21 protein-coding genes, 1 pseudogene and 1 riboswitch are annotated in these 26,866 nt (G+C 64.2%); of the genes and pseudogenes, 13 read left to right on the forward strand and 9 right to left on the reverse strand.

The annotated features are described in order from the left end of the window. The first annotated feature begins 19 nt into the window (after positions 1-19). Genes pilG through AC05QJ_RS03500 form a run of 6 tightly spaced genes read left to right on the forward strand, consistent with a single transcriptional unit; the run spans position 20 to position 9,241 of the window. Complete coding sequence (gene pilG, locus AC05QJ_RS03475) at positions 20-430, forward strand: twitching motility response regulator PilG (protein WP_476745600.1); 411 nt, start codon at positions 20-22, stop codon at positions 428-430. Between the two features lie 48 nt (positions 431-478). Next, positions 479-844 (forward strand): twitching motility response regulator PilH, encoded by a 366-nt coding sequence (pilH, locus tag AC05QJ_RS03480; RefSeq protein ID WP_476745601.1) that lies wholly within the window; start codon positions 479-481, stop codon positions 842-844. Positions 845-855: 11 nt separating this feature from the next. Next, positions 856-1,395, forward strand: coding sequence for a chemotaxis protein CheW (locus tag AC05QJ_RS03485; protein WP_476745602.1), 540 nt, complete (start codon positions 856-858; stop codon positions 1,393-1,395). 15 nt (positions 1,396-1,410) lie between these two features. After that, positions 1,411-3,459: a methyl-accepting chemotaxis protein gene (locus AC05QJ_RS03490; protein WP_476745603.1), complete on the forward strand. Its 2,049-nt coding sequence runs from the start codon at positions 1,411-1,413 to the stop codon at positions 3,457-3,459. A gap of 36 nt (positions 3,460-3,495) precedes the next feature. After that, entirely contained in the window at positions 3,496-8,790 is a 5,295-nt protein-coding gene (locus AC05QJ_RS03495; RefSeq protein WP_476745604.1) for an Hpt domain-containing protein, read from the forward strand. After that, the gene (locus AC05QJ_RS03500; protein WP_476745605.1) at positions 8,783-9,241 is read left to right on the forward strand and encodes a chemotaxis protein CheW; all 459 of its coding nucleotides are present in this window, start codon (positions 8,783-8,785) and stop codon (positions 9,239-9,241) included. Before AC05QJ_RS03495 ends, AC05QJ_RS03500 begins: the two co-directional genes overlap by 8 nt. A 523-nt stretch (positions 9,242-9,764) precedes the next feature. On the opposite strand, the pseudogene AC05QJ_RS03505 reads toward AC05QJ_RS03500, so the two are convergent. From AC05QJ_RS03505 to AC05QJ_RS03515, 3 genes and pseudogenes are all read right to left on the reverse strand, one after another. After that, positions 9,765-10,124 (reverse strand): annotated as a pseudogene (locus AC05QJ_RS03505) (DUF4225 domain-containing protein); the annotation flags it as partial. 193 nt (positions 10,125-10,317) lie between these two features. After that, positions 10,318-11,037: a 16S rRNA (uracil(1498)-N(3))-methyltransferase gene (locus tag AC05QJ_RS03510; protein WP_476745606.1), complete on the reverse strand. Its 720-nt coding sequence runs from the start codon at positions 11,035-11,037 to the stop codon at positions 10,318-10,320. Between the two features lie 123 nt (positions 11,038-11,160). Next, a complete protein-coding gene (locus AC05QJ_RS03515) occupies positions 11,161-12,567 on the reverse strand; it encodes an adenosylmethionine--8-amino-7-oxononanoate transaminase (protein WP_476745607.1) in 1,407 nt (468 codons plus the stop codon). Between the two features lie 190 nt (positions 12,568-12,757). On the opposite strand from AC05QJ_RS03515, the gene AC05QJ_RS03520 reads away from it, so the two are divergent. The 3 genes from AC05QJ_RS03520 to AC05QJ_RS03530 all read left to right on the forward strand — a co-directional run bounded on the left by AC05QJ_RS03520 (position 12,758) and on the right by AC05QJ_RS03530 (position 15,933). After that, a complete protein-coding gene (locus AC05QJ_RS03520; RefSeq protein ID WP_476745608.1) occupies positions 12,758-14,572 on the forward strand; it encodes a flavin monoamine oxidase family protein in 1,815 nt (604 codons plus the stop codon). Between the two features lie 199 nt (positions 14,573-14,771). Continuing rightward, complete coding sequence (locus tag AC05QJ_RS03525) at positions 14,772-15,323, forward strand: cytochrome b (RefSeq protein ID WP_476745609.1); 552 nt, start codon at positions 14,772-14,774, stop codon at positions 15,321-15,323. Between the two features lie 31 nt (positions 15,324-15,354). After that, entirely contained in the window at positions 15,355-15,933 is a 579-nt protein-coding gene (locus tag AC05QJ_RS03530) for a YceI family protein (RefSeq protein WP_476745610.1), read from the forward strand. 141 nt (positions 15,934-16,074) lie between these two features. Here AC05QJ_RS03530 and AC05QJ_RS03535 read toward each other — a convergent pair whose 3' ends face one another. The 4 genes from AC05QJ_RS03535 to ahcY form a co-directional block, all read right to left on the reverse strand. Next, a complete protein-coding gene (locus tag AC05QJ_RS03535) occupies positions 16,075-17,973 on the reverse strand; it encodes a DEAD/DEAH box helicase (RefSeq protein ID WP_476745611.1) in 1,899 nt (632 codons plus the stop codon). Between the two features lie 188 nt (positions 17,974-18,161). Next, on the reverse strand, positions 18,162-18,947 hold the full coding sequence (locus tag AC05QJ_RS03540) for a substrate-binding periplasmic protein (protein WP_476745612.1): 786 nt from the start codon (positions 18,945-18,947) through the stop codon (positions 18,162-18,164). A gap of 65 nt (positions 18,948-19,012) precedes the next feature. Continuing rightward, complete coding sequence (gene metF, locus AC05QJ_RS03545) at positions 19,013-19,858, reverse strand: methylenetetrahydrofolate reductase [NAD(P)H] (RefSeq protein ID WP_476745613.1); 846 nt, start codon at positions 19,856-19,858, stop codon at positions 19,013-19,015. Between the two features lie 108 nt (positions 19,859-19,966). Further along, positions 19,967-21,376, reverse strand: a complete 1,410-nt coding sequence (gene ahcY, locus AC05QJ_RS03550; protein ID WP_476745614.1) for an adenosylhomocysteinase — start codon at positions 21,374-21,376, stop codon at positions 19,967-19,969. Positions 21,377-21,397: 21 nt separating this feature from the next. Then, a riboswitch (S-adenosyl-L-homocysteine riboswitch) is annotated at positions 21,398-21,499 on the reverse strand. Positions 21,500-21,715: 216 nt separating this feature from the next. Here ahcY and AC05QJ_RS03555 point away from each other — a divergent pair. Further along, positions 21,716-22,117, forward strand: coding sequence for an acyl-CoA thioesterase (locus AC05QJ_RS03555; protein ID WP_476745615.1), 402 nt, complete (start codon positions 21,716-21,718; stop codon positions 22,115-22,117). Between the two features lie 93 nt (positions 22,118-22,210). Here the strand turns inward: AC05QJ_RS03555 and AC05QJ_RS03560 are convergent, their stop codons facing one another. Further along, positions 22,211-23,452 carry a cation:proton antiporter gene (locus AC05QJ_RS03560; RefSeq protein ID WP_476745616.1) on the reverse strand — a complete coding sequence of 414 codons (1,242 nt, stop codon included), beginning with the start codon at positions 23,450-23,452 and terminating at the stop codon, positions 22,211-22,213. A 195-nt stretch (positions 23,453-23,647) separates the two neighbouring features. On the opposite strand from AC05QJ_RS03560, the gene AC05QJ_RS03565 reads away from it, so the two are divergent. Beyond that, positions 23,648-24,481 carry an EamA family transporter gene (locus AC05QJ_RS03565; RefSeq protein ID WP_476745617.1) on the forward strand — a complete coding sequence of 278 codons (834 nt, stop codon included), beginning with the start codon at positions 23,648-23,650 and terminating at the stop codon, positions 24,479-24,481. 37 nt (positions 24,482-24,518) lie between these two features. Next, a complete protein-coding gene (locus AC05QJ_RS03570) occupies positions 24,519-24,902 on the forward strand; it encodes an MAPEG family protein (RefSeq protein ID WP_476745618.1) in 384 nt (127 codons plus the stop codon). A gap of 220 nt (positions 24,903-25,122) precedes the next feature. Here the strand turns inward: AC05QJ_RS03570 and mltA are convergent, their stop codons facing one another. Next, on the reverse strand, positions 25,123-26,280 hold the full coding sequence (gene mltA / locus AC05QJ_RS03575; RefSeq protein ID WP_476745619.1) for a murein transglycosylase A: 1,158 nt from the start codon (positions 26,278-26,280) through the stop codon (positions 25,123-25,125). Between the two features lie 124 nt (positions 26,281-26,404). On the opposite strand from mltA, the gene AC05QJ_RS03580 reads away from it, so the two are divergent. Beyond that, a complete protein-coding gene (locus tag AC05QJ_RS03580; RefSeq protein WP_476747862.1) occupies positions 26,405-26,851 on the forward strand; it encodes a c-type cytochrome in 447 nt (148 codons plus the stop codon). Positions 26,852-26,866 lie beyond the last annotated feature (15 nt).

Raw genomic sequence — 26,866 nt, forward strand, 5'->3', positions numbered from 1 at the left:
AGGCAATGGTAGAGCGAATATGGTTCAGCCCGACACGGCATTGAAGGTGATGGTGATCGACGACTCCAAGACGATTCGCCGCACCGCCGAAATGCTGCTCAGCGAAGCGGGGTGCGAGGTCATCACGGCCATCGATGGTTTCGATGCCCTGGCCAAGATCGTCGACCATCGGCCCGGCATCATTTTCGTCGATGTGCTGATGCCGCGCCTGGACGGCTACCAGACCTGCGCCCTGGTCAAGCACAACAGCGCCTTCAAGGACATTCCGGTGATCATGCTGTCCTCCCGCGATGGCCTGTTCGACAAGGCCCGGGGGCGGATCGCCGGCTCCGACCAGTTCCTGACCAAGCCATTCAGCAAGGAAGAACTGCTGGAAGCGATCCGCGCCCATGTGCCCGGTTTCGCTGCAGAAGAACAACACGCACCCTGACGCCACGGCCCTGGCCGCTGGCGTCTTTTTCCTTTCATGGGGAACAGCATGGCCCGAATTCTGATCGTCGACGACTCGCCGACCGAAACCTACAAGTTCACCGCAATACTGGAAAAGCACGGGCACCAGGTCCTCAAGGCCAACAACGGTGCCGACGGCGTGGCGCTTGCGGTCCAGGAGAAGCCCGATGCGGTGCTGATGGACATCGTCATGCCCGGCATGAACGGCTTTCAGGCAACCCGCCAGCTGAGCAAGGACCCGGCGACCAAAGACATCCCGGTGATCATCGTCACCACCAAGGACCAGGAAACCGACAAGGTCTGGGGCCAGCGCCAGGGCGCCAAGGATTACCTGGTCAAGCCGGTGGAAGAAGACGCCCTGATCAAAGTGCTCGACGGCGTCCTCAAGGGTTGAACCGCCGGGCCATGGGCGATTCGCTGACGGCGTTCGAACTGCTGCTGGACATCGACCGGCGCTGCCGGTTGCTGGCCGCCGACCTGCCTTTGCAGGAAACCCGCCTGCAACGCTGGAGCGGCATCGGCTTCCAGTTGGGTGGGCACTGTTTCGTGGCGCCCATGGGCGAGGTGGCTGAAGTGTTGCAGGCACCGCGCCTGAGCCGCATCCCGGGGGTCAAGCCGTGGGTCGCGGGGGTCACCAACCTGCGTGGGCGCCTGCTGCCGGTGACCGATCTCTGCGGTTTCCTCGGTCTGGAACCGCGTACCAGCCGCAGGCAGCGTCGGGTGCTGGTGCTGGACCATGAAGAACTGTTCACCGGTCTGCTGGTGGATGAAGTGCTCGGCCTGCAGCATTTCGCCCTCGACAGCCTGGAGCTGTCGCCGCCTTCGCCCCTGCTGACCAGCGCCGCACCGTTCATCCAGGGGCATTTCCAGCGAGAGCACTGCTGGGGGATTTTCAGCCCGTTCGCCCTGGCCCAGGCGCCCGGTTTTCTTGATGTCGCGCTGTAAAGGAACGCCAGACCCGTGACCCAGCTCAACCCTGTCAGTGCCGTCAAAAGCTCCCGCAGCAGTGCGCAGATCGCCGCGCTGTTCGTCGTGCTGATCCTGTCGATCATCCTGCTGTTCGCCAACTTCGCCTACCTCAACACCCAGGCCAACTACGACAAGCAGTACATCGGCCATGCCGGCGAGTTGCGGGTGCTGTCCCAGCGCATCGCCAAGAACGCCACCGAGGCGGCTTCGGGCAAGACCGTGGCCTTCCGCCTGCTGAGCGAGGCGCGCAACGACTTCGAGCAGCGCTGGAGCTACCTGAAGAAAGGTGATCCGAGCACCGGCCTGCCTTCGGCGCCGCCAGCGGTGCGCAACGAGATGGACGCGGTGCAGCGTGACTGGGAGAACCTGCGCAAGAACACCGACACCATCCTCGCCAGCGAGCAGACCGTGCTGTCGCTGCACCAGGTGGCCGCAACCCTGGCCGAAACCGTGCCGCAGTTGCAGGTCGAATACGAAAAAGTGGTGGAGATTCTCCTGCAGAGCGGCGCTCCGGCGGCCCAGGTGGCCGTGGCCCAGCGCCAGGCGCTGCTGGCCGAACGCATCCTGGGCTCGGTGAACACTGTGCTGGCCGGCGACGACAACTCGGTGCAGGCCGCTGACGCCTTCGGTCGTGACGCCGGCCGTTTTGGCCAGGTGCTCGAAGGCATGCTCGGCGGCAACCCGGCTATCCACATCACCCGTGTCCAGGATCCGGACGCCCGCGCCCGCCTGGGCGAAATCGCCGAACTGTTCCAGTTCGTCGCAGGCTCGGTCGACGAAATCCTCGAAACCTCTCCCGAGCTGTTCCGCGTGCGCGAGGCCGCCGGCAACATCTTCAGCCTGTCGCAGACCCTGCTGGACGAAGCCTCGCGCCTGGCCAACGGCTTCGAGAACCTGGCCGGCGGGCGCACCCTGGACACCGTCGGCGGCTATGTGCTGGGCCTGCTGGCGCTGGCGTCGATCATCCTCATCGGTTCGGTGATGGTTCGCGAGACCCACCGCCAGCTCAGCGAAACCGCCGAGAAGAACGAGCGCAACCAGCAGGCGATCATGCGCCTGCTGGACGAGATCGAAGACCTCGCCGACGGCGACCTGACCGTCACAGCCTCGGTGACCGAGGACTTCACCGGCGCCATCGCCGACTCCATCAACTACTCCATCGACCAGTTGCGCGACCTGGTCGCGACCATCAACCTCAGCGCCGAGGAAGTCGCCAGCGCCGTGCAAGACACGCAGAACACCGCGCACCAGCTGGCCAAGGCCTCCGAGCACCAGGCCCAGCAGATCGCCGATGCGTCCATGGCGGTGGGCGACATGGCCGAGTCCATCGACCGGGTGTCCGGGCACGCCTACGAGTCGGCCAAGGTGGCCGAGCGTTCGGTAGCCATCGCCAACAAGGGCAACGAGGTGGTGCACAACACCATCCATGGCATGGACAACATCCGCGAGCAGATCCAGGACACCGCCAAGCGCATCAAGCGCCTGGGTGAGTCTTCCCAGGAGATCGGCGATATCGTCAACCTGATCGACGACATTGCCGAGCAGACCAACATCCTCGCCCTCAACGCGGCCATCCAGGCATCCATGGCCGGTGAGGCCGGGCGCGGCTTCGCCGTGGTCGCCGACGAAGTGCAGCGTCTGGCCGAGCGCTCGTCTTCGGCGACCCGCCAGATCGAGGCGCTGGTGCGGGCGATCCAGGTCGATACCAACGAGGCGGTCATCTCCATGGAACAGACCACCGCCGAGGTCGTGCGCGGCGCGCGCCTGGCCCAGGATGCCGGGGTGGCGCTGGCCGAGATCGAGGGGGTATCGCAGACCCTCGCCGACCTGATCCACAGCATTTCCGACGCGGCGCAACTGCAGACGTCGTCCGCCGGACAGATCTCCCACACCATGGCGATCATCCAGCAGATCACCTCGCAGACTTCGTCCGGCTCCACCGCCACCGCCGAAAGCATCGGCGACCTGGCGCGCATGGCCAGCGAAATGCGCCGCTCGGTTTCGGGCTTCACGTTGCCTGCGGCACCGGAGTCGCGCTGATCCGGCGCGTGGGCATTATTGGCTACTGGAGTGGGTATGGCTGACCGGCAAGATTTCGTCGCACTGGCCTGGGTCAAGGGGCCGATCGACGAGTGCCTCGTACAGGCGCGGCAGGCGCTGGAGCATTTTGCCGACGGCTCGGCCGAGGGCGAGTGGCCGGGGGTTTTCATCGACAGCCTGCATCAGGTCCTGGGTTGCCTGGTGATCCTCGAACTCCGGGGCGCGGCGCTGCTGGTCGAAGAAACGACGCTGCTGGCGCGCGCCCTGGCCGACGGGCGGGTGGCTAACCGTAATGAAACGCAGGGCACGCTGTTCCGCGCCCTGGCGCAGTTGCCGTTGTACCTGGAGCGCTTGCGCGGTGCCCGTCGCGATTTGCCGTTGCTGGCGTTGCCGCTGCTCAACCAGTTGCGTGCCGCTCGTGGTGCCGAAGCGCTGGACGATGGCGTGCTGGGCGGGGCGCCGCTGGCCGGAGAGCATTTCGAGTTGCCGCTGGACGCCTTGCAAGGGCAACTGTCGGCCATGCCCGACCGCGACGCGTTGCGCTCGGTGGTGACGGCGGTGCGTGAAGACCTGAACCGTATCAAGGAACGCCTGGACCTGTTCGCTCGCAGCGATCGTCAGCAACTCGACGATCTCGACGCCTTGCTGGCGCCGCTGCGGCAGATGGCCGATACCCTGGCCGTGCTGGGCTTCGGCCAGCCGCGGCGGGTGGTGCTCGACCAGGTGGCCGTGCTGCAGGGGCTGGTACAGGGCCAGCGAGCGGTGGACGACGCCACATTGATGGACGTCGCCGGGGCCCTGGCTTACGCCGAGGCGACTCTGGGCGGCATGGTCGGCTCCCTTGAGTCCCTCAATCAGAGTCCGCCGGCCGGCAGCGACATCGGCGAGATCCGCCAACTGGTGCTGGATGAGGCCCATGGAGTGCTGTTGCAGGCCCGCGACCTGATCGCCGACTGTCTCGAAGCGGGCTGGGAGCGCCAGCGCCTGCAACCACTGCCGGATCTGCTGGGGCAGATCCGTGGCGCCCTGGCCATGCTGATGCTGCCGCAACCGGCAGCGCTGGTGCAGCGCTGCACCGACTACCTCCAGGCTCATGTGCTGCATGCCGAATCCCTGCCGGGCAGCGAGTCGCTCGATCACCTGGCGGATGTGATCGCCAGCCTCGAATGCTATCTGAACGCCTTGAGCATCGACCTGCAGGCCGAGGTCGAGCCGTTGCTGCAACGGGCCCGCCAGGCGCTGGCCGCCCTGGGCGTGCCGGTACTGGGGCCGATCATCGAAACCCTTGCGGTGGTGCCGGCGCCGGAGCCGGTGGACGACGAGTTGCGCGAAGTGTGCCTCGAAGAAGCCGAGGAGGTCCTGCAGCAACTGGACGAGCACTGGCGGCAATGGCGTGGCCCCGGCCATCCCCGTGCGGCACTGGTGGAGCTGCGGCGCGGCTTCCACACCCTCAAGGGCAGCGGCCGCATGGTTCGCGCCCAGGTGCTGGCGGAGCTGGCCTGGGCCACCGAGCACCTGCTCAATCGCATGCTCGAAGGCCGGGTCGGCGACGGCGACGAGGTGCTGCGGGGCATCGAGCAGGCGCTGGCGCTGATGCCACCGCTGGTGGCCGAGTTCGGCGCTGGCGAAGAGCACGCCCATGCCCGCATCGAGCACTTGTCCCGGCACCTGCACGCGCTGGCGATGAACGATCCCGCCCTCCAGGGCGACCACCCCGAGGCCCTGGACCCGCAGTTGCTGGAAATCTTCCGCAACGAGGCGCAGACCCACCTGGCGAGCCTCGATGCCTTCCTCGAACACGCCGAGGTGCACCTTCCAGCGCCGGTCAGCGACGACCTGCAACGGGCGCTGCATACCCTCAAGGGCAGCGCCGCCATGGCCGGGGTGACGCCCATCGCCGAACTGGCCACGGCCCTGGACCTGCTGGCCCGGGAGTTCAAGGCCCACCAGCTGGGTTTCGATCTCGACGAAATCTACCTGCTGCAAATGGCCGAGCCCTTGCTGCGCCGCGGCCTGGAGCAGCTCGGTACGACCCCGCTGGCAGGGATCAAGGGGGCCGAGGTGCTGATCGAACAGGTGGATCAGGTGGTCAACGCCCGCCTGCAGGCACTGCTCGACGCCCCTGGCGAAGGCGTGCGGGTCAAGCGCGACCCGCAACTGATCGCCAGTTTCCTCGACCAGGGCATGGATATCCTGCTGGACGCCGAGTCGTTGCTGCAGCGCTGGCAGAAACATCCCGGCGAGCGCCACGAACTGAATGCGCTGCTGGATGAACTGACCACCCTCGGCCAGAGTGCCCACCTTGCCAACTTGTGGCAGGTCGACGAGCTCTGCGAGGCGTTACTGGACCTGTATGGCGCGGTGGAAGAGAGCAGCCTGCCGGCCGACGCGCGTTTCTTCGAAGAGGCGCAGCACGCCCACGAAGCACTGATCGACATGCTCGACCAGATCGCGGCCGGGCAGGAAGTCGAGCCTTGTCCCGACCGCCTGCACGCCCTGCGCTCCCTGCTGGAAGCGGGGCTGGATCCGAGTGCCATCGGATTGGTCAGCCAACAGGGGGCCAGCGTCACCGAACTGGGCAGCGCCACCCGCGAGCTTGCAGACCAGGCGCACGACAGCGAACTGGTGGCGATCTTCCTCGAAGAAGCGATCGACGTGCTCGACAGTGCCGACCAGGCCCTGTCGCGCTGGCTACAGGATCCGGAGAACGCGTCTGCGCTGTCGTCGCTGCAACGCGACCTGCAGACCCTCAAGGGCGGTGCGCAGATGGCCGGCATCGGCTCGATGGACGTCCTCGCCCATGAGCTGGAACTGCTTTACGAAGGGCTGGTGGACCGCCGCTACAGCCCGTCGCCGGAGCTGTCATCGCTGCTGCGCGCCAGTCACGCGGCGCTGGCACGGCTGCTGGCGCAGTTGAGCCAGGGGCAGGTGCTGGAGAACGTGGTGGACACCCTGGGTGCGCTGCGTGAATTCCGCCATCACGCCCTGTCGCAGCCGGGCAATGGCAAGGTCGGCGGGCCGCCCGCCCCTGAGGGCGACAAGGAACTGCTGGAAGTCTTCCTCGAAGAAGGCGTGGACATCGTCGAAAGCGCCGCTGCGGCCCTGACCCGCTGGCAAGCCGACCCGCGCAGCAGCGTCGAGGTGGAAAACCTGCTGCGTGACCTGCACACCCTCAAGGGCGGCGCGCGAATGGTGGAAATCGGGCCCATCGGCGACCTGGCCCACGAGCTGGAATTTCTCTACGAACACCTGGCCGCTGGCCAGTTGCAGCCCAGCCCTGCGCTTTTCAGCCTGCTGCAGAATTGCCACGACCGTCTCGCCCACATGCTCGACGCGGTGCGTCTGCAACAGCCATTGCACGCGGCCACTGCGCTGATCGACTACATCCGCAACTTCAGCAGCGCCGCCCTCAGCGACAGCGCCGCTGCCGGGCCGGGCACTGACGCGGCACCCGCCGAAGCGCCTGCACCGGCGCCGGAGCGCGCGGCGCTGGACATGGTCAAGGTCAACGCCGAACTGCTCGATGACCTCGGCAACCTGGCCGCCGAGACCTCCATCGCCCGGGGACGCCTGGAGCAGCAGGTCAACGATGCCTACATCGCGCTGAACGAGATGGAAACCACCCTGGAGCGCATGCGCGACCAGTTGCGCCGCCTCGACACCGAAACCCAGGGCGGCATCCTCAGCCGCTTGCAGGCCGACGGCGATGCCCTGGGCTATGAAGATTTCGATCCGCTGGAGATGGACCGTCACTCGCAGTTGCAGCAGTTGTCCCGGGCCTTGTCGGAATCGGCCTCGGACCTGCTTGATCTCAAGGAAACCCTGAGCGCCCGCAACCAGGCGGCACAGAGCCTTCTGCAGCAGCAGGCCCGGGTCAACAGCGAGCTGCAGGAAGGCCTGATGCGCACCCGCATGGTGCCCTTCGAGCGCCTGGTGCCACGTTTGCAGCGAGTGGTGCGTCAGGTCGCCAGCGAGCTGGGCAAACAGGTGGAACTGGTGGTGGGCAACGCCGAAGGCGAGATGGACCGCAGTGTGCTGGAGCGCATGGTGGCACCGCTGGAGCACATGCTGCGCAATGCCGTCGATCATGGCCTGGAAACCCGCGAGGCACGCCTGGCGGCAGGCAAGCCGGAGCTTGGACTGATCGCCCTGAACCTGCTGCACGAGGGGGCCGACATCGTCATCGAAATGTTCGATGACGGCGCTGGCGTGCCACTGGAGGCGGTGCGCAACAAGGCGATCAAGCGTGGCCTGCTGGACCCGCGCAGCGAGCTCAGCGACCACGAGGTGATGCAGTTCATCCTCCAGCCGGGGTTCTCCACGGCCGAGAAAATCACCCAGATCTCCGGCCGCGGCCTGGGTATGGACGTGGTCCACGAAGAGGTCAAGCAGCTCGGCGGCTCGATGGTGATCAGTTCGGAAGCCGGCAAGGGCGCGCGGTTCCTGATCCGCTTGCCGTTCACCGTGTCGGTCAACCGGGCCCTCATGGTGCATTGCGGTGAAGAACTCTACGCGGTGCCGCTCAACGCCATCGACGGCGTGGTGCGGGTGCCGCCGGCAGAGCTGGAAGCCTGCTATCAGCTCGATCCGCCCCGTTACGAATATGCCGGGCACCGCTACGAGCTGCGCTATCTGGGCGAACTGCTGCAGGGTGAGCGTCAACCCCGCCTGCTTGGACAAAGCCTGCCGCTGCCGGTGTTGCTGGTGCATGCCCACGACCAGCAGTTCGCGGTGCAAGTGGACAGCCTGTCGGCCAGCCGCGAGATCGTGGTCAAGAGCCTCGGCCCGCAGTTCGCTGCGGTGCAGGGGCTGGCCGGGGCGACTTTGCTGGGCGACGGTCGGGTGGTGCTGATTCTCGATCTGCTGGAGCAACTGCGCGGCCTGCACCTGCGGCTTTCGCAGCAGGTGGGCGGGGCGACCCGTGAAACCGGCGCAACACTGGTCAGCGGCCGCCCGCGACCGTTGCTGGTCCTGGTGGTGGACGACTCGGTAACGGTACGCAAAGTGACCGGGCGCTTGCTGGAGCGTCACGGCATGAACGTACTGACCGCCAAGGACGGTGTCGATGCCATGGCCGTGCTGGAGCAGCACCGCCCTGACGTGTTGCTGCTGGATATCGAAATGCCGCGCATGGACGGTTTCGAAGTGGCGACCCAGGTGCGCCATCACCCGAAACTGAAGAACCTGCCGATCATCATGATTACCTCGCGCACGGGCCAGAAGCACCGCGACCGCGCCATGGCCATCGGCGTCAATGACTACCTGGGCAAGCCCTACCAGGAATCGGTGCTGCTGCAGAGCATCGCCCGCTGGAGCCACGACCATGCTTGAACAAGCGACCCGTAGCGGGCGCCGCAGTACCCTGACTGGCCTGCTGTTGCCGCTGAGCGACCGCTGTCTGGTGCTGCCCAACGTCGCGGTGGCCGAACTGATCGGCTATCAGGCCTGCACCCCGGCGCCGGACCAGCCGGCCTGGTTGCTGGGCTGGATCGACTGGCGCAGCCAGCGCCTGCCGCTGCTGAGTTTCGAAGCCGCCTGCGGCGCCCCGACCCACATCGGTGAGCGTGCGCGGATTGTGGTGATCAACGCCATCGGCGGAACCCAGCGCAGCTTTTTCGCCCTGCTGGTGCAGGGCATTCCCCGCTCCTGCAAGCTGGACAGCCAGCTCAACTACGTCGATGTGCCGCTGGGCACGCTGGAGCTGGCGGCGGTGCAGGTGGGCGAGCAGGTCGCCCGGGTGCCGGACCTGGTGGCGCTGGAAGGGCTTTTACCTGCGCTCTAGGTCCCGTATGAAAAGCCTTGATACTTGGCCATGCTGCGTTGAAAACAGCCTCGGAATGCTCATTTACTCCAGTAAACTCCGCTTCCTCGGCTGTTTTCGCCTTGCCTGGCCGGCGTCTCAAGACTTTTCATACAGAACCTAGTGCCAAAATTTACAAGACTCATCTTTAACTTTTGGCGCGCTGTCCTTGCCTGGACAAAGCAATATCGTTAGCAAGCGAGTCCCTATGTACTGAAGTCACTTTTCTCTTGGTGCCTTTCTTGTCGGAAAGGAACACGCGTGCAGAATTGCGCAGATCAAGGCTATCCAAGCGATGAGAGCATAATCACTATGCGATTTGTCCATGCAGCCCTGAAACGTCAAGCATCCGCTGTCTACAACTCTCAAGTAATAAAAGCCAAAGGGGCAATTAAAGGCGACACATAAGAGGTACTTGTAGATATTCAAGTCCGGACCTGAAAAGCAGCGGTTCAGGAGGCGAGCAACCGTAACGCTCAAAATCGCCGTAAGAAAGAAAGACCAATTAGTCATCGCTAGTCTCGTTGTAAATTTGCTCCAGCACGATATAGTTGGAGAAAACCTCGAACCAGAGCGCTCGCTTCTTCATTAGGGTGTACGAGCGGACATAATCAGATTTTATATATATGAATAGCTTGAACGTGCCGGGTTTCACGACTTTTCTAAATATTCCATGAATTGAAAATCCGATATCCCCTAATCCATAAGCTTTATTTCCATCACTAACGCTTCCACCTAGAAGCATTGCGCCTTTTTGATACATAAGTCTCACGTGACCCACTGCATCATTTCGGCCCGTCCGGATATTCATCCCGTTCTCATAAACGTTGTTGGCTCCGTGTAGAGCTAGCGGCAGACCAAGAGTGCGTCCGGCGCGTAGCTGTGACTGGCCATGCTCGAACTCTCTTGTAGGTTGGAATTCGCAGCCTAGAGAGGTGAAGCGGCAGCGTCTGTGAGGCGTTTCCGAAAGACTCTGCGGATTTTCAGAAGGCTAACAGGAAAGCGGTTTACCGACGGTTTGCAAGGTGCGCCCTCTGCCGGGGGCGCACCAGGGTGGTCTAGAAATCGCCCCACAACTGCTGCGCCACGGCCAGCGCCACCACCGGCGCGGTTTCGGTGCGCAGTACCCGCGGGCCGAGGCGGGCGGAGTGGAAGCCGCTGTCCTTGGCCTGCTCGACTTCTGCGTCCGACAAGCCGCCTTCCGGCCCGATCAGAAACGCCAGGCTGGCAGGCTTGTCGTGGCTGACCAGCGGCTCGGCCACCGGATGCAGCACCAGCTTCAGCGCTTCGTCGCGGCTTGCCAGCCATTCGGCCAGGGTCACCGGCGGGTTGATCTGCGGCACCGTGGAGCGGCCGCATTGCTCGCAGGCGCTGATCGCCACCTGGCGCCAGTGGGCCAGACGCTTGTCGGCGCGCTCGTCCTTCAGGCGAACTTCACAGCGTTCGCTGACGATCGGCGTGATGACGTTGACCCCCAGTTCGGTGGCCTTCTGGATCGCCCAGTCCATCCGTTCGCCACGGGACAGGCCCTGGCCGAGGTGGATGTGCAGCGGTGATTCGGCCTGGCCCGCGAGGGACTCGGTGAGGCTGACACGGACGGTTTTCTTGCCGACTTCAAGGAGCTGGCCGAGGTATTCCTGGCCGCTGCCGTCGAACAGTTGCACGGCGTCGCCTGCGGCCATGCGCAGTACCCGGCCGATGTAGTGGGCCTGGGCTTCAGGCAGATCGTGCTCGCCGAGGCTCAGCGGGGCATCGATGAAAAAGCGGGAGAGTCTCATGAGGGGGCTCGGTCTAAAGATGAGGGCATCAGGTCCGGCCTCATCGCTGGCAAGCCAGCTCCCACAGGTGCAGTGTGGGAGCTGGCTTGCCAGCGATGAGGCCCTGAGAGGTGGCGAAGGCAATCAGCCCGGATCGCGGAAATCAGGATGGAAGCTGGCCGGCACTGCCACGCTCACACTGTCCCGGGTGGCGATGTCGATGCCTTCGCTGGCCACGTCGGCGAGGAAGTCGATCTGCTCCGGCGTGATGACGTACGGCGGCAGGAAGTACACCACGCTGCCCAGCGGCCGCAGCAGCGCGCCGCGGGTCAGGGCGTGCTCGAAGACCTTCATGCCACGCCGCTCCTGCCAGGGGTAGGCGGTCTTGCTGGCCTTGTCCTGGACCATCTCGATGGCCAGGGCCATGCCGGTCTGGCGCACTTCCGCCACATGCGGGTGATCCACCAGGTGCGCCGCGGCGCTGGCCATCCGCTGGGACAGGGCCTGGTTGGCCTCGATGACGTTGTCCTGCTCGAAGATATCCAGGGTCGCCAGCGCCGCGGCGCAGGCCAGCGGGTTGCCGGTGTAGCTGTGGGAGTGCAGGAAGGCGCGCAAGGTCGAGTAGTCGTCGTAGAAGGCGCCGTACACCTCGTCGGTGGTCAGGCAGGCGGCCAGTGGCAGGTAACCGCCGGTCAGCGCTTTGGACAGGCAAAGGAAGTCCGGACGGATGCCGGCCTGCTCGCAGGCGAACATCGTGCCGGTGCGGCCGAAACCGACGGCGATTTCATCGTGGATCAGGTGCACCTCATAGCGGTCGCAGGCTTCGCGCAGCAGCTTGAGGTACACCGGGTGATACATGCGCATGCCGCCGGCGCCCTGGATCAGCGGCTCGACGATGACCGCGGCGATGCTGTCGTGGTGTTCGGCCAGGGTCTGCTCCATGGCGGCGAACATCGTCCGCGAGTGCTCTTCCCAGCTCACGCCCTCGGGGCGCAGGTAGCAGTCGGGGCTCGGCACCTTGAGGGTGTCCAGCAGCAGCGCCTTGTAGGTCTCGGTGAACAGCGGCACATCGCCCACCGACATCGCCGCGATGGTTTCGCCGTGGTAGCTGTTGCTCAGGGTGACGAAGCGCTTCTTCTCCGGGCGGCCCTTGTTCAGCCAGTAGTGGAAGCTCATTTTCAGCGCCACTTCGATGCAGGACGAACCGTTATCGGCGTAGAAGCACCGGTTCAGCCCTTCGGGCGTGATCTTCAGCAGGCGCTCGGACAGCTCGATCACCGGCTGGTGGCTGAAGCCGGCGAGGATCACATGTTCCAGTTGGTCGACCTGATCCTTGATGCGCTGGTTGATGCGTGGGTTGGCGTGGCCGAACACGTTGACCCACCAGGAACTGACCGCGTCGAGATAGCGCCGGCCTTCGAAGTCTTCCAGCCAGACGCCTTCACCGCGCTTGATGGGGATCAGCGGCAGTTGCTCGTGGTCTTTCATCTGGGTGCAGGGGTGCCACAAGACCTTGAGGTCGCGGTCCATCCACTGTTGATTCAGGCCCATTGGCATTCTCCTGGCGGTACGGGTTCGAACATCCGCGCAAGCCTATGCAAAGCGCCGGGGCAGGACAACCCGTTGCGGCCAATCGGTGTGCTGCTCGCTGGCGGGGCGGGTCGGCCTCACGTATTCTTGCCCCCATCTGCCGGGGATGTTCTTCCCTCTTTTTTCTGCCTCGAAATCCGGAGTTCCACACATGTCTGCTGCTTGGCTGCGCGGCTGCGCGCTGGTGTTTATAGGGTTGTTCAGCGCGCAGGCGCTGGCGGCGGCGAAAGCCCCCACGGCCATCGTGGTCGGTGGTGGCCTGGCAGGCCTGACCGCCGCCTACGAGCTGCAGAACAAGGGCTGGCAGGTCACCCTGCTGGAGGCCAAGTCCGGCATCGGCGGCCGCTCGGGCCTGGCCACCAGCGAGTGGATCGGCAACAGCAAGACCCAGCCGGTGCTCAACCAGTACCTCGATGCGTTCAAGATCACCACGCTCCCGGCGCCGGAGTTTGTCCGTACGCCTGGCTACCTGATCGATGGCGACTATTTCAGCGCCGCTGACCTGGCGACCAAGCAGCCGGCTACCGCCGAGGCACTGAAGCGTTACGAGAAGACCCTCGACGATCTGGCTGCGTCCATCAGCGACCCGGAAAACCCGGCGGCCAACAGCACGCTGTTCGCCCTCGACCAGATCACGGTGTCTGCCTGGCTGGACAAGCTGCAACTGCCGGCCACCGCCCGCCAGTTGGTCAACCAGCAGATCCGTACCCGGTATGACGAGCCGTCGCGCCTGTCGCTGCTGTATTTCGCCCAGCAGGGCCGGGTCTACCGCGGTGTCAACGACCGCGACCTGCGCGCGGCGCGCCTGCCCGGTGGCAGCCCGGTGCTGGCCCAGGCGTTCGTCAAGCAACTGAAAACCATCAAGACCAGCTCGCCGGTCACCGCCATCAGCCAGGACAAGGACGGCGTGACGGTGAAGGTCGGCAGTGTCGGTTACCAGGCCGATTACCTGGTACTGGCCGTGCCGTTGCGGGCGCTGGCGAAGATCCAGCTGACCCCGGGCCTGGACAGCAAGCACCTGGCGGCGCTCAAGGGCACCAACTACGGCTGGCGTGACCAGTTGATGCTGAAATTCAAGAACCCGGTCTGGGAAAGCCGTGCGCGCATGTCGGGCGAGATTTACAGCAACGCCGGTCTGGGCATGCTGTGGATCGAGCCGGCGCTGAAGGGCGGTGCGAATGTGGTGATCAACCTGTCCGGTGATAACGCCCGGGTGATGCAGGCGTTTGGCGACAAGCAGATGGTCGACCAGGTGCTGATTCGCCTGCATGCGTTCTATCCACAGGCGCGCGGCGCCTTCAGCGGCTACGAGATCCGTCGCTACAGCACCGATGCCGGCACCGGCGGTTCTTACCTGGCTTATGGCCCGGGGCAGATCAGCCAGTACTGGCGTCTGTGGGAGCGTCCTGTGCAGCGCATCGCCTTCGCCGGTGAGCACACCGACGTGCTCTATCCGGGCACCCTCGAAGGCGCGTTGCGCAGTGGTCAGCGGGCAGCCAGCCAGGTGCGTGACCTGGCGGCGGGCAAGACCTTCGATCCGGTCAAGTCGGTTGCGGCGACGGCCGCTGCCGGAACCGCTGCGGCGGCGGCCGTTGCGGCGAAGAAGGACGACGGCAAGCCGGGCTTCTTCTCGCGCCTGTTCGGCGGTGGCGATGACAAGCCGGTTGAAGCGGCCAAGGCAGCTGCGCCTGCGCCAACACCGGCCGCCGCACCCGCTGCTGAGCCAGCTCCCGCAGCCGCAGCGCCGGTAGCGCCGGTGGCCAAGGAAGAGCCGGTCAAGGCCGCTCCGGTCAAAGCCGCACCTGCCAAGGCCGCCCCGGCGGCGCATGCGCCGGCGAAAAAGGCCGAGATCAAGGCTGCTCCGGTGAAGAAAACCGCGACCACCCACACCCCGGCCAAGAAAACCGAGGCCAAGGCTGCACCGGCGAAAAAGCCGGTGGCCGATAGCCAGGCCAAGGCGGGCTGACGCCCCCTGTGGGAGCGGCTGACGCCGCTCCCACAATTCATTGAGCCGCATCCCACCTTCGTTCGCCGTTAATGTTTCCTTAACCCCTCTGTTACAGACTGAATATCGATTTTTCCGATCGTTCAAAGCGAAATTTTCCGCTTTAATTCGATAGGTAACCGGTTAGTCTTGTTAGCAATTCTTACGGGGAAACAGGCAAATGCAGCTTCGCAATTCATCTTCTCGCTACGGGTTGATCAGCATCGTCCTACACTGGGGCATTGCCCTCGCGGTGTTCGGTCTGTTCGGGCTGGGCCTTTGGATGGTCGGCCTGGATTACTACAGCTCCTGGCGCCATACCGCGCCTGAACTGCACAAGGGTATCGGTCTCACCGTGCTGGCACTGATGCTGCTGCGGGTGGTCTGGCGTTTCCTCAGCCCGCCGCCTCCGGCACCGGCCAACCACGGCGCGCTGACCCGTGTCGCTGCCAAGGCCGGTCATCTGTTGCTCTACGTGGGTCTGTTCGCCGTTTTGATCGCCGGCTACCTGATCTCCACCGCCGATGGCGCGGGGATACCGGTATTCGGTCTGTTCGAAGTACCGGCATTGATTTCCGGCCTGCCCGATCAGGCTGATGTCGCCGGTGTGATTCACCTCTATCTGGCCTGGGGCCTGGTGATTTTCGCCGGCCTGCACGGGCTGGCCGCTCTGAAACACCACTTTATCGACCGTGACGCGACCCTGGTTCGCATGCTGGGCCGCAAGGCTTGATGTTCAACCTCAACTCGAAAGGAATAGAAGTATGTTGAAAAAGACTTTTGCCGCTCTGGCGCTCGGTACCGCTCTGCTCTCGGCTGGTCAGGCCATGGCCGCCGACTACAAGATCGACAAGGAAGGCCAGCACGCATTCGTCGACTGGAAGATCAGCCACCTGGGCTACAGCTTCATCCACGGCACCTTCAAGGACTTCGACGGCTCCTTCTCCTGGGATTCCGCCAAGCCTGAAGCCAGCAAGATCAGCGTCGATCTGAAAACCGCCAGCGTCTGGTCCAACCACGCCGAGCGTGACAAGCACATCGCCAGCGCCGACTTCCTGGACGTGAAGAAGTACCCGGACGCCAAGTTCGTCTCCACCGCAGTGAAATCCACCGGCGAGAAAACCGCTGACGTGACCGGCGACCTGACCCTGCACGGCGTCACCAAGCCCGTCACCTTCAAGGCAACCTTCAACGGGGAAGGCAAGGATCCATGGGGCGGCGAGCGTGCCGGCTTCAACGCCACCACCACCCTGAACCTGAATGACTTCGGCATCAAAGGCCCGGGCCCATCGTCCCAGACCCTCGACCTGGACATCTCGGTCGAAGGCGTGAAGCAGAAGTAATCGCTGCCTCACTCACGAAAACGCCGCCCTTTTGGGGCGGCGTTTTTTTGAGCTGCAAGTCGTAAGCTGCAAGCTGCAAGAAAAAGCGGCCATGCACCGGCCCGCTCTTTCTTGTGGCTTACAGCTTGAAGCTTGCAGCTCTCAGCGGTTGCGGGTCAGCAACGCCGGTTTCTCGCCACGCGGACGGCTTGGCAGTTGCTCCAGCTGTTCCATGGACGGGAAGCGGTCGATCTTCGATTCCTTGTGCATGATCTTCGGCTGGTTCTGCGGCTGCCCTTCGCGCGGGCTGCGGACTGCCGGTTCCTGGCGGTCGTCGCGGGCCGGACGGCGGTTGCGGTTATTGCTGTTGTCGCGGCGTGGCTGGCCGTCACGGCCGGCACCGCCATTACGTGCACCACCGCTGCGTTTCTCGCCACTGCCGGCACCACCCTGGCGCTGCTGGCCAGTGCCCGAGCCGTTGCTGCGCGGCGCGTTGCCACGGTTCTGGCCACCACCGTTGCCAGCACCGGCCTGGGCGCCCGGACGGCGATTGCGGCCTTGGCCGCCTTTGTTCTGGTAAGGGCTGACGTAGTCGGCGCGGTTGCCGAAGTTGTCGACATCGTCGTCCAGGAACTCTTCCGGATCACGATCCACCGGCACCGACGGCGCGCCTTGCTGGGCGTTCTGCTGCTGACGCGGCTTCTTGTCCCGCGGCTTGCGCTCCTGGCGACCGCCAGCGGCTTTCTCCGAGGACTTATCGCCAGCCGGCTTGTCCTTGCCGTCTTTCTCGCGGCCCTTGTCCTTGCCCTTGTCCTTGCGGCCACCGGCGTTGCTGCCGTCGGCGCGCTGGCCACGGCGCTGGTTGTTCTGCGGACGCGGCTCGCGTGTTTCCGGCTTCTCGGCCTCGACGGCGGAGAAGTCGAAGCCCATCAGGTCGCCGTCCTGGATCTTCTGGCGAGTGACGCGCTCGATGCTCTTGAGCAGTTTTTCTTCATCTGGCGCCACCAGCGAGATGGCTTCGCCGGAGCGGCCTGCACGACCGGTACGGCCAATACGGTGGACGTAGTCTTCCTCGACGTTGGGCAGCTCGAAGTTGACCACATGAGGCAACTGGTCGATGTCCAGGCCGCGGGCGGCGATATCGGTGGCGACCATGATGCGCACGGCACCGGACTTGAAGTCGGCCAGCGCCTTGGTGCGGGCGTTCTGGCTCTTGTTGCCGTGGATTGCGGCGGCAGTCAGGCCGTGCTTTTCCAGGTACTCGGCCAGGCGGTTGGCACCGTGCTTGGTACGGGTGAAGACCAGTACCTGCTCCCAGGCGCCCTGGGTGATCAGGTGGGCCAGCAACGCACGCTTGTGGCTGGCGGGCAGGCGGTAGACTCGCTGCTCGATACGCTCGACCGTGGTGTTCGGCGGCGTGACCTCGATGCGCTCGGGGTTGTGCAGCAGCTTGTCGGCGAGGTCGGTGATGTCTTTCGAGAAGGTTGCCGAGAACAGCAGGTTCTGGCGCTTGGCCGGCAGGCGGGCGAGGACCTTCTTCACATCGTGGATGAAGCCCATGTCGAGCATGCGGTCGGCTTCGTCCAGCACCAGGGTCTCGACGTGGCTGAGGTCGACGCTGCCTTGACCGGCGAGGTCCAGCAGGCGGCCGGGGCAGGCGACGAGGACGTCGACGCCCTTGGCCATGGCCTGAACCTGCGGGTTCATGCCGACGCCGCCGAAGATGCAGGCGCTGACGAATTTCAGGTCACGGGCGTAGATCTTGAAGCTGTCGTGGACCTGGGCCGCCAGTTCGCGGGTCGGCGTCAGGACCAGTACGCGCGGTTGGCGTGGGCCATGGCGCTGGGACTTGTCTGGGTGACCACCGGGGAACAGGCGCTCGAGGATCGGCAGGGCGAAACCGCCGGTTTTACCAGTACCTGTCTGTGCCGCGACCATCAGATCACGACCTTGCAACACGGCGGGAATGGCCCGCTGTTGCACTGGAGTAGGCTGGGTGTAGCCCGCAGCCTCGATAGCGCGGACTAGAGCCTCGGAGAGACCGAGGGAAGCAAAGGACATGAGAAATCCTGTTCTAGTAAGGGCTGAGCCCGATGGGATGATCTTGCCTGGCGCGAAGGGCATCGAGCAGATGCTGTCGCGTCCGGTCCTGCTGGCTTTCGGCGTGCATCCCGTCGGTCGGGGATGCGTCTTGCGAAGCCGGCGTCCGGGCGTAAGCCTGGCGGAAAGGCCCGAGTATAACAGAGCAATCAGGGAGTGCTGCGTTCCTGCTGCTCAACGGTTTCTGTAATCCCCAGCGCTACATGGCCGTAGCGGGCATGCAGTTCGGCGTAGGCCGGCTCCTGCTTGAAGCGTCGCAGCTCGGCGGCAAAGCGCTGGGCCAGCAGGTCCATGCCGACGTTGCGGCGCACCGCCAGGAACTGGCGCTGGCGATTGATCACCAGCGGCAGCTCGCTGACGTGATCCTGCAGGCCGAGCTGGGCGATCATGTAGCGGCCGACACGCCGGTCGGTAACCACCAGGTCGATGCGTCCGCGCTGCAGTTTGCCGAAGTTGGCCTCCTGGGTCGGTGCGGCCTCGCGGCGAAACAGCGGCGACTCGAGAAACTCCGGTCCGTAGTCGTAACCGGCCGAGGTCCCGACGGTGAGACCGCGCAGGTCGTCCAGGCTGTCCACCGCATGGGGGCGGGCATTGGCCTGGAACAGCACGAATTCGACTTCCGACAAGGGTTCGGAGGGGTAATACAGCTGGCTGCTGCGCAAGGCGGTCTGGAAAATGTCCAGCACGCCATCTGCCAGCCCCTGGTCGACCATCAGCATGCAGCGTCGCCACGGCATGAACTCCCAGGTCACCTCAATGCCCAGGCGGCGGAAGACTTCCGCGGTGACTTCGTAGTCGATGCCCTTGGGCACGCCGTTTTCTTCATAGACGTAGGGCGCCCAGGGGTCGGTGACGATGCGCAACTGTTCGGCACGGGCCAGCAGGCTCATGCAGCTCAACAGCAGGACAGTCAGCAGACGGGCGAAATAGGGCATTGGCGGGCGGGGCCGGAAGGAAACGGCGATGGTAGCGCAGAATGCACCACCCATCGCCGAACCGGTCAACGAGGCAGCTTGAGGTTGTTCCAGATCGCCAGGCTAGGCTCGGCCTGGTTCAGGGTGTAGAAGTGCAGGCCCGGTGCGCCGCCTTGCAGCAGTTGTTCGCACATGCGGGTGATGACCTCTTCACCGAAGGACTGGATGCTCTGCACGTCGTCGCCGTAGGCTTCCAGCTGCTTGCGGATCCAGCGTGGCAGCTCGGCACCGCAGGCGTCGGAGAAACGCGCCAGCTTGCTGTAGTTGGTGATCGGCATGATGCCCGGTACTACCGGGATCTTCACGCCCAGCTTCTGCACGCGCTCGACGAAGTAGAAGTAGCTGTCGGCGTTGAAGAAGTACTGGGTGATGGCGCTGTCGGCACCGGCGTTGGCCTTGCGCACGAAGTTGATCAGATCGTCTTCGAAGTTGCGTGCCTGCGGGTGCATTTCCGGGTAGGCGGCGACTTCTATGTGGAAATGATCGCCGCTTTCCTGGCGGATGAACTCCACCAGGTCGTTGGCGTGGCGCAGTTCACCGCTGGCCATGCCCATGCCCGAGGGCAGGTCGCCGCGCAGGGCGACGATGCGCTTGATGCCGGCAGTCTTGTACTGATCGAGCAGGGCGCGCAGTTCGGCCTTGCTGTCACCGACGCAGGACAGGTGCGGTGCAGCCGGGACCTTCACTTCGTTTTCCAGTTGCAGCACGGTGTTCAGGGTGCGGTCGCGGGTCGAGCCGCCGGCGCCGTAGGTGCAGGAAAAGAAGTCAGGGTTGTAGCTGGCCAGCGTGCGGGCGGTGGCAAGCAGTTTTTCATGTCCAGCATCGGTCTTGGTCGGGAAGAACTCGAAGCTGTAACGGCGTTCTTGAGACATTTGAGTTTCCTTCAGCCGCAAGCCTCAAGCGGCAAGCTGCAAGCAAAAGCAGGAGCGGCGTGAACCCGCTTCTGCTTGAAGCTTGCAACTTGCAGCTTGGAGCTGCTGTTAGTAGCGGTAGGCGTGTGGCTTGAACGGACCTTCAACGGACACGCCGATGTACTCGGCCTGTTTCGGGGTCAGCTGGGTGATCACGCCGCCGAAGCCGCGAACCATTTCCAGGGCCACTTCTTCGTCCAGCTTCTTGGGCAGCACTTCGACGGTCAGGCGCTCGGCTTTCTGCTCGGCGCTCAGGGTGGCGAACTTCTGTGCGTACAGGAAGATCTGGGCCAGGACCTGGTTGGCGAACGAACCGTCCATGATGCGGCTCGGGTGACCGGTGGCGTTGCCCAGGTTCACCAGACGGCCTTCGGCCAGCAGGATCAGGTAGTCGTCGTTCTGCGGGTCGAAGTCGCCGTGGCCGGTACGGTGGATCTTGTGGACCTGTGGCTTGACCTCTTCCCATGCCCAGTTCTTGCGCATGAAGGCGGTGTCGATCTCGTTGTCGAAGTGGCCGATGTTGCAGACCACGGCGCGCTTCTTCAGGGCCTTGAGCATGTTGGCGTCGCAGACGTTGACGTTACCGGTGGTGGTGACGATCAGGTCGACCTTGCCCAGCAGGGCCGCGTCGATGCTGGCTTCGGTACCGTCGTTGATGCCGTCCTTGAACGGCGAGACCAGTTCGAAACCGTCCATGCAGGCCTGCATGGCGCAGATCGGGTCGACTTCGGTGACCTTGACGATCATGCCTTCCTGACGCAGCGACTGGGCCGAGCCCTTGCCCACGTCACCGTAGCCGATCACCAGGGCCTGCTTGCCCGACAGCAGGTGGTCGGTGCCGCGCTTGATGGCGTCGTTCAGGCTGTGACGGCAGCCGTACTTGTTGTCGTTCTTGCTCTTGGTGACCGAGTCGTTGACGTTGATCGCCGGGACTTTCAGCTCGCCCTTGGCCAGCATGTCCAGCAGGCGGTGCACGCCGGTGGTGGTCTCTTCGGTGATGCCGTGGATCTTGTCCAGCATCGCCGGGTATTTCTTGTGCAGGATTTCGGTCAGGTCGCCACCGTCGTCCAGGATCATGTTGGCGTCCCATGGCTGACCGTCCTTGAGGATGGTCTGCTCGATGCACCACTCGTATTCCTGCTCGGTTTCACCTTTCCAGGCGAACACAGGGATGCCGGCGGCGGCGATGGCAGCGGCGGCCTGGTCCTGGGTGGAGAAGATGTTGCAGGACGACCAGCGAACTTCGGCGCCCAGGGCAACCAGGGTCTCGATCAGCACGGCGGTCTGGATGGTCATGTGGATGCAGCCGAGGATTTTCGCGCCCTTCAGGGGCTGCTCGTCCTGGTACTTGCGGCGCAGACCCATCAGCGCGGGCATTTCCGACTCGGCGATGATGACTTCCTTGCGGCCCCAGTCGGCCAGGGAGATGTCGGCGACCTTGTAGTCGGTAAAACCTGCAGGCGTGTTTACAGCGCTCATTGAGAGCCTCCATTCGTAGTGTGCGAATGGGCGCCGTTGTGCGTTGAGCGTCCGCGGCAAGCTTGCGGACAACGCCCCGACCGAGCCTGACAGGGATGACCTGCTGCAGCGCCCCTCGGTCGGGTGGCGGGAGTGACGGCCGCGAGTGCCATCACCGGATAAAAACGCGGGGATTATAGCCGGGCTTTCGTGACGGCCCAAGGACTAAAGCGGGTCGAACGACAGGCGACTGGCCGATGGTCGTAGAAGGCCGATGGTTTGCGTCCAAAGAATGGGGCTACCATGTAGTGGCAGGGCGCCAATGGCCCTCGTTCACATGTCAGGTCGTCAGGAGCATTCATGAATTTCCACACCCGCAAATGGGTAAAACCCGAAGACCTCAACCCCAACGGCACCCTGTTCGGCGGTAGCCTGCTGCGCTGGATCGACGAAGAAGCGGCGATCTACGCCATCGTCCAGCTGGGCAACCAGCGCGTGGTGACCAAGTACATTTCCGAGATCAACTTCGTCAGCGCCTCGCGCCAGGGCGACATCATCGAACTGGGCATCACCGCCACCGAGTTCGGCCGCACCTCCATCACCCTCAAGTGCGAAGTTCGCAACAAGATCACCCGCAAGGCGGTGCTCACCGTCGAGCGCATGGTTTTCGTCAACCTGGGCGAGGACGGCCTGCCAGCGGCTCACGGGCGGACCGAGATCAAGTACATCCAGGACCAGTTCCCGGACAGCGCGGTGGAGTGATCGGCTCCAGGGCCCCATCGCCGGCAACGCCGGCTCCCACAAGGGATGTGCACCATTCCTGTGGGAGCCGGCGTTGCCGGCGATAGCGGTCTGTCAGCTTGCAGGCTGCTCGCTGACACCCTTCACGACGCGGCCCACCGTCAACCCCTGCACCAGGATCGACGACAGCACCACGATGTAGGTGATCGACAGCAGCAGGTCACGCTCTTCACCCACCGGCAGCGACAGCGCCAGGGCTACCGAAACACCCCCGCGCAAACCACCCCAGGTCAGTACCCGGATAGTGCCTTTCGGCACGCTGCGCCAGCGCCGCAACAGGACGATGGCCGGCGCCACGGTCAGCAACCGCGAAGCCAGCACCGCCACCGCCAGCACGCCACCGGCCGCCAGGTGCAGCCAGTTGAACGGCAGCAGCAACAGCTCCAGGCCGATCAGGGCAAACAGCAGGGCGTTGAGCATGTCGTCGATCAGTTCCCAGAAACCGTCCATGTAGCGCCGGGTCATGTCGTTCATGGCCAGGTTGCGGCCCAGGTTGCCGATGATCAGACCCGCCACGACCATGGCGATCGGTGCCGAGACGTGCAGTTCGTAGCACATCGCCGAGCCGCCGATGACCAGCGCCAGGGTCAGCATGACCTCGACCTGATACTGCTCGATGCTCTTGATCATGCGATAGGTGGCATAGCCGATCAGGCCGCCGAACACGACGCCGCCGATGGCTTCGCGGGCGAACAGGATGGCAGTGTCCGAAATACTTGGCGTCTCGCCCAATTGGATGATGCCCAGCAATACGGTGAACACCACCACCGCTGTGCCGTCGTTGAACAGCGATTCGCCGACGATGGTGGTTTTCAGCGGCTTCGAGGCATTGGCGGTACGCAGTGCGCCGAGGACCGCGATCGGATCGGTGGGCGAGATCAGCGCGCCGAACAGCAGGCAGTAGATCAGGCTGACGTTCCAGCCGAACAGGGCGAATACCCAGTGGGCAAGAAAACCGATCACCACGGTGGCGATCAGCACGCCGAGGGTTGCCAGCAGGCCGATCGGCCAGCGGTAGCTGCGCAGATCGCCGAGGTTGACGTGCAGGGCGCCGGCGAACAGCAGGAACGACAGCATCCAGTGCATCAGCAGGTCATTGAAATCGATCTGGTTCATCAGCCCTTCGACGCGCTCTTCCAGGCCGGGAAAGCCGATCAGGCTCAGGGCCTGGAGCATGAGGGAGAACAACAGGGCGGTGACCATCACGCCAATCGCTGGCGGCAGGCCGATAAAGCGGTAATTCACGTAAGTGAGGAGGGTGGTGAGGCAGATAAACGCGGCAACTAACTCGAGCATCCTGATTCCTGTGCTGGCTTCCAAGTCGATGTCCGAACGGGGCGGACAAAAGGTTTGATGGCCTTTTGACCGTTTCGGGACACAGTTTTTTTCAATGTCGCCATTGACAGCGTGCTGGCTGTTTTGTTGCCGCTGGTTGAAACTGCGCCGTCCGAACACCGGACCCCCGTCCGAGGAAGGCGAAGGAATCGATACGTGATAGCCACTTCACTGGTGCTGGTCGCGGCACTGCTGCATGCCACCTGGAACACCCTGATCAAGTTCAGCGGCGAGCGCTTGCTGGTGATCGCCAGCATGGACAGCGTGGCGCTGCTGTTCGCCGTGGTGATGGTCGGTTTCGTTGCGCCGCCACCGGCGGATATCTGGCCCTGGCTGCTGGCGTCGGCGGCTTTCGAGTTGCTCTATCGCGTGCTGTTGATCAAGGCTTACCGGGTTGGCGACCTGGGGCTGGTGTATCCGCTGATGCGCGGCCTGTCGCCGCTGGTGGTGCTGGCCTTGACCCTGATCTTCGCCGGCGAGGAACTGAGCACCCATCAGATCCTTGGTATTTTGCTGATCCCTTGCGGCATGGCCTGCCTGCTCTGGCAGGGTGGTGGCGGCGATCGCCTGCCCTGGTCGATGCTGCCGGTGGTGGCGCTGATCGGCCTGTGCATCGGTTGCTACACCTGGCTCGACGGCCAGGCGATCCGACACTGGTCGCAACCGCTGGATTACCTGGTGTGGCTGACGCTGGTGTGTTCGGTGCCGTTTCCGGTGCTGGCGGCTGTGGCGCGGCGCGAGGCGTTCAGCGTGTTCTGGCGCACCCAGTGGAAGCTGGGGCTGGCGGTGGGCGTATGCGTGCTGCTCAGCTACGCTCTGGTGCTCTGGGCCATGCACCTGGGCTCGGTGGCCGAAGCGGCGGCGTTGCGCGAGGTGAGTGTGATCCTGGTGGTGCTGCTGGGCATGCGCTACCTCAAAGAACCTTTTGGCGGCCCCAGGCTCTTAGCCTGTGCGCTGGTACTGATCGGCATGCTGGTGATGAAGCTCTGACCCGGCGCGAACATTGATTCTGACAAGGACCTGAACCATGACTGTCGCTTTCTGGTGTGTACTGATCGCACTGATCCTGCCGTACCTGTGCGCGAGCGCCGCCAAGTTCGGCAGCGGCTTCAACCTGCGCCACAACCACGATCCGCGTACCTTCCTCGCCGGCCTCGACGGCATGCCGCGCCGGGCCAATGCGGCGCAATTGAACAGTTTCGAGATCTTGCCGGCGTTCATCGCGGCCGTGCTGATCGCGGACATCGTCGGCAACGCCGAACAGGTGACCCAGGATGTGCTGGCGGTGCTGTTCATCACCAGCCGCCTGCTCTACATCATCTGCTACCTGGCGGACTGGGCGGCGCTGCGGTCGCTGGTGTGGTTTGTCGGGGTAGGGCTGATCATCAGCTTCTTCGTGGCTTCTGCCTGACTGCCTGGAGCACTTGCAGGAGCGGCTTCAGCCGCGATCGGCGGCGCAGCCGTCGTAGAACCTGAATCCGCGATTTTTCTGGATGACCGCGAATACAGGTTTTATGGCCGCTTTGCGGCCAATCGCGGCTGAAGCCGCTCCCACAACGTCAGTGCCAGGCGCAGGGCTGGGGCAAGCCGGTTCCCATCGCAATAGCGCTGTTTTTCGCCAGCGATAAGTTTTACTTCGCCTCAGTCTGCGGCACCACCGGCAGCGCCATGCCCTTGGGCCACAACATCCAGATCTGGCCCTGCTGCTTCATGTCGCCGGCCAGCTGGCCGGCCGCTTCGCCGGTGCCCCAGAACAGGTCGGCACGCACTTCGCCAGTGATTGCGCCGCCGGTGTCCTGCGCCGCCACTGGCCGTACCACCGGGCTGCCGTCAGGGCGGGTGGTGGACAGCCAGAGCAGACTGCCCAGCGGAATCACCTTGCGGTCGATGGCCACGCTGTAGCCCGCCGTCAGCGGCACGTTGAGCGAGCCCCGCGGGCCTTCGTTGCTGTCGGGGCGGGTGCTGAAGAACACATAGCTCGGATTGCTCGCCAGCAATTCCGGCACTCGCGCCGGGTTGGCCTGGGCCCAGGCGTGGATGGCGCCCATGGTCACCTCTTCCTTCTTCAACTGACCCTGTTCCACCAGCCAGCGGCCCACCGGACGGTACGGATGGCCGTTCTGGTCGGCATAGCCCAGGCGCATCTGCCGACCGTTTTCCAGTTGCACCCGGCCCGAGCCCTGGATCTGCAGGAACTGCAGGTCCATCGGATCGGTGAGCCAGGCCAGCACCGGTGCGTTGGCGCCCTGGCGCTGGATCACTTCGGCGGTGTCGTAGGGCTTGAGGGTGCGGCCTTCGAGACGACCGCGCAGGCGCTTGCCCTTGAGCTCGGGGTAGACGCTGTCCAGCGCCACCACGATCAGATCGTCGGGAATGCCGTAGACCGGCACATTGGCTTTTTCGGTGCGGGTTTCGCTGCCCGGGTAGACCGGCTCGTAGTAGCCGGTGATCAGGCCGTTGGCACTGTTTTCCGCCGAGCGCAGGCTGTAGACCTCCAGCTGGTTGCCGAGGAAGTCACGGATCTGCCGGGCGTCCGCCGGCACGCTGGCCGCCGCAGCGCAGGTGGCGCCCCAGACCGGATCGTTCTTCAGCCGCTGGCAGGCGCTGCGCCAGGCTTCGAAGCCGGCTATCAGGTCGGCTTCGCCGACGGCGGGCAGGTCTTGCCAGGTGGCATGGGTGTAGGTGGCGATCGGGTGCGGCTTGGGCTTTTCCGGGGCGCCGCCGTTGCAGCCGGCGAGCAGGGCGAACAGGGAAAGGGTCCAGCCTAGGCGGCGCAGGGGAATCGTCATGGAGGGTATTTCCTTGGCGGGCCGAGTGCGGTGCTCAACCCGTAGTTTTCTTAAGGGTATTGGTCTTTGCCGGTCAGGCGAGGATACTGGCCGCCTTTTTTACCGTGAGCCGTTGATGACCATGATGCTCAAACGTTGTTCCGTGTTGCTGCTGGCCTGCCTCACCCTGACCGCCTGTGGCGGCGTCGATCCGAACTCGCCGCTGGGCCAGCGCAAGGCGATCTTCAAGCAGATGCTCAAGACCAGCGAAGACATGGGCGGCATGCTGCGTGGACGGCTGGCGTTCGACGGGCAGAAATTCGCTGACGGCGCGGTGAAGCTCGACGCGCTTTCCCACGAGCCGTGGCAGCATTTCCCACAGGTCAAGGAAACGGATGATACCAGCGCGCGGGCGGATGTCTGGGAGAAACAGGCGAGGTTCCAGGCGCTGGCACGGGAGCTGGAAGCGAGTACCGGCGAGCTGGTGGGCGTAACCCGGACGCAGCCGTTGCAGGCCGCGGCATTGCAGGCGCCGATGGACAAGGTGGAGGCGGCGTGCAAGGCCTGTCACACCGAGTTTAGAAATCATTAGAAACGTTATCGCGAC

It is taken from the genome of Pseudomonas sp. TUM25319, from assembly GCF_056388475.1.

Excerpts from the sequence above, each read along its gene's own strand:
- pilG (WP_476745600.1), top strand. The coding sequence starts at position 20 with ATGGTTCAGCCCGACACGGCATTGAAGGTGATGGTGATCGACGACTCC.
- pilH (WP_476745601.1), top strand. The coding sequence starts at position 479 with ATGGCCCGAATTCTGATCGTCGACGACTCGCCGACCGAAACCTACAAG.
- AC05QJ_RS03485 (WP_476745602.1), top strand. The coding sequence starts at position 856 with ATGGGCGATTCGCTGACGGCGTTCGAACTGCTGCTGGACATCGACCGG.
- AC05QJ_RS03495 (WP_476745604.1), top strand. The coding sequence starts at position 3,496 with ATGGCTGACCGGCAAGATTTCGTCGCACTGGCCTGGGTCAAGGGGCCG.
- AC05QJ_RS03500 (WP_476745605.1), top strand. The coding sequence starts at position 8,783 with ATGCTTGAACAAGCGACCCGTAGCGGGCGCCGCAGTACCCTGACTGGC.
- AC05QJ_RS03510 (WP_476745606.1), bottom strand. The coding sequence starts at position 11,037 with ATGAGACTCTCCCGCTTTTTCATCGATGCCCCGCTGAGCCTCGGCGAG.
- AC05QJ_RS03515 (WP_476745607.1), bottom strand. The coding sequence starts at position 12,567 with ATGGGCCTGAATCAACAGTGGATGGACCGCGACCTCAAGGTCTTGTGG.
- AC05QJ_RS03520 (WP_476745608.1), top strand. The coding sequence starts at position 12,758 with ATGTCTGCTGCTTGGCTGCGCGGCTGCGCGCTGGTGTTTATAGGGTTG.
- AC05QJ_RS03525 (WP_476745609.1), top strand. The coding sequence starts at position 14,772 with ATGCAGCTTCGCAATTCATCTTCTCGCTACGGGTTGATCAGCATCGTC.
- AC05QJ_RS03530 (WP_476745610.1), top strand. The coding sequence starts at position 15,355 with ATGTTGAAAAAGACTTTTGCCGCTCTGGCGCTCGGTACCGCTCTGCTC.
- AC05QJ_RS03535 (WP_476745611.1), bottom strand. The coding sequence starts at position 17,973 with ATGTCCTTTGCTTCCCTCGGTCTCTCCGAGGCTCTAGTCCGCGCTATC.
- AC05QJ_RS03540 (WP_476745612.1), bottom strand. The coding sequence starts at position 18,947 with ATGCCCTATTTCGCCCGTCTGCTGACTGTCCTGCTGTTGAGCTGCATG.
- metF (WP_476745613.1), bottom strand. The coding sequence starts at position 19,858 with ATGTCTCAAGAACGCCGTTACAGCTTCGAGTTCTTCCCGACCAAGACC.
- ahcY (WP_476745614.1), bottom strand. The coding sequence starts at position 21,376 with ATGAGCGCTGTAAACACGCCTGCAGGTTTTACCGACTACAAGGTCGCC.
- AC05QJ_RS03555 (WP_476745615.1), top strand. The coding sequence starts at position 21,716 with ATGAATTTCCACACCCGCAAATGGGTAAAACCCGAAGACCTCAACCCC.
- AC05QJ_RS03560 (WP_476745616.1), bottom strand. The coding sequence starts at position 23,452 with ATGCTCGAGTTAGTTGCCGCGTTTATCTGCCTCACCACCCTCCTCACT.
- AC05QJ_RS03570 (WP_476745618.1), top strand. The coding sequence starts at position 24,519 with ATGACTGTCGCTTTCTGGTGTGTACTGATCGCACTGATCCTGCCGTAC.
- mltA (WP_476745619.1), bottom strand. The coding sequence starts at position 26,280 with ATGACGATTCCCCTGCGCCGCCTAGGCTGGACCCTTTCCCTGTTCGCC.
- AC05QJ_RS03580 (WP_476747862.1), top strand. The coding sequence starts at position 26,405 with ATGCTCAAACGTTGTTCCGTGTTGCTGCTGGCCTGCCTCACCCTGACC.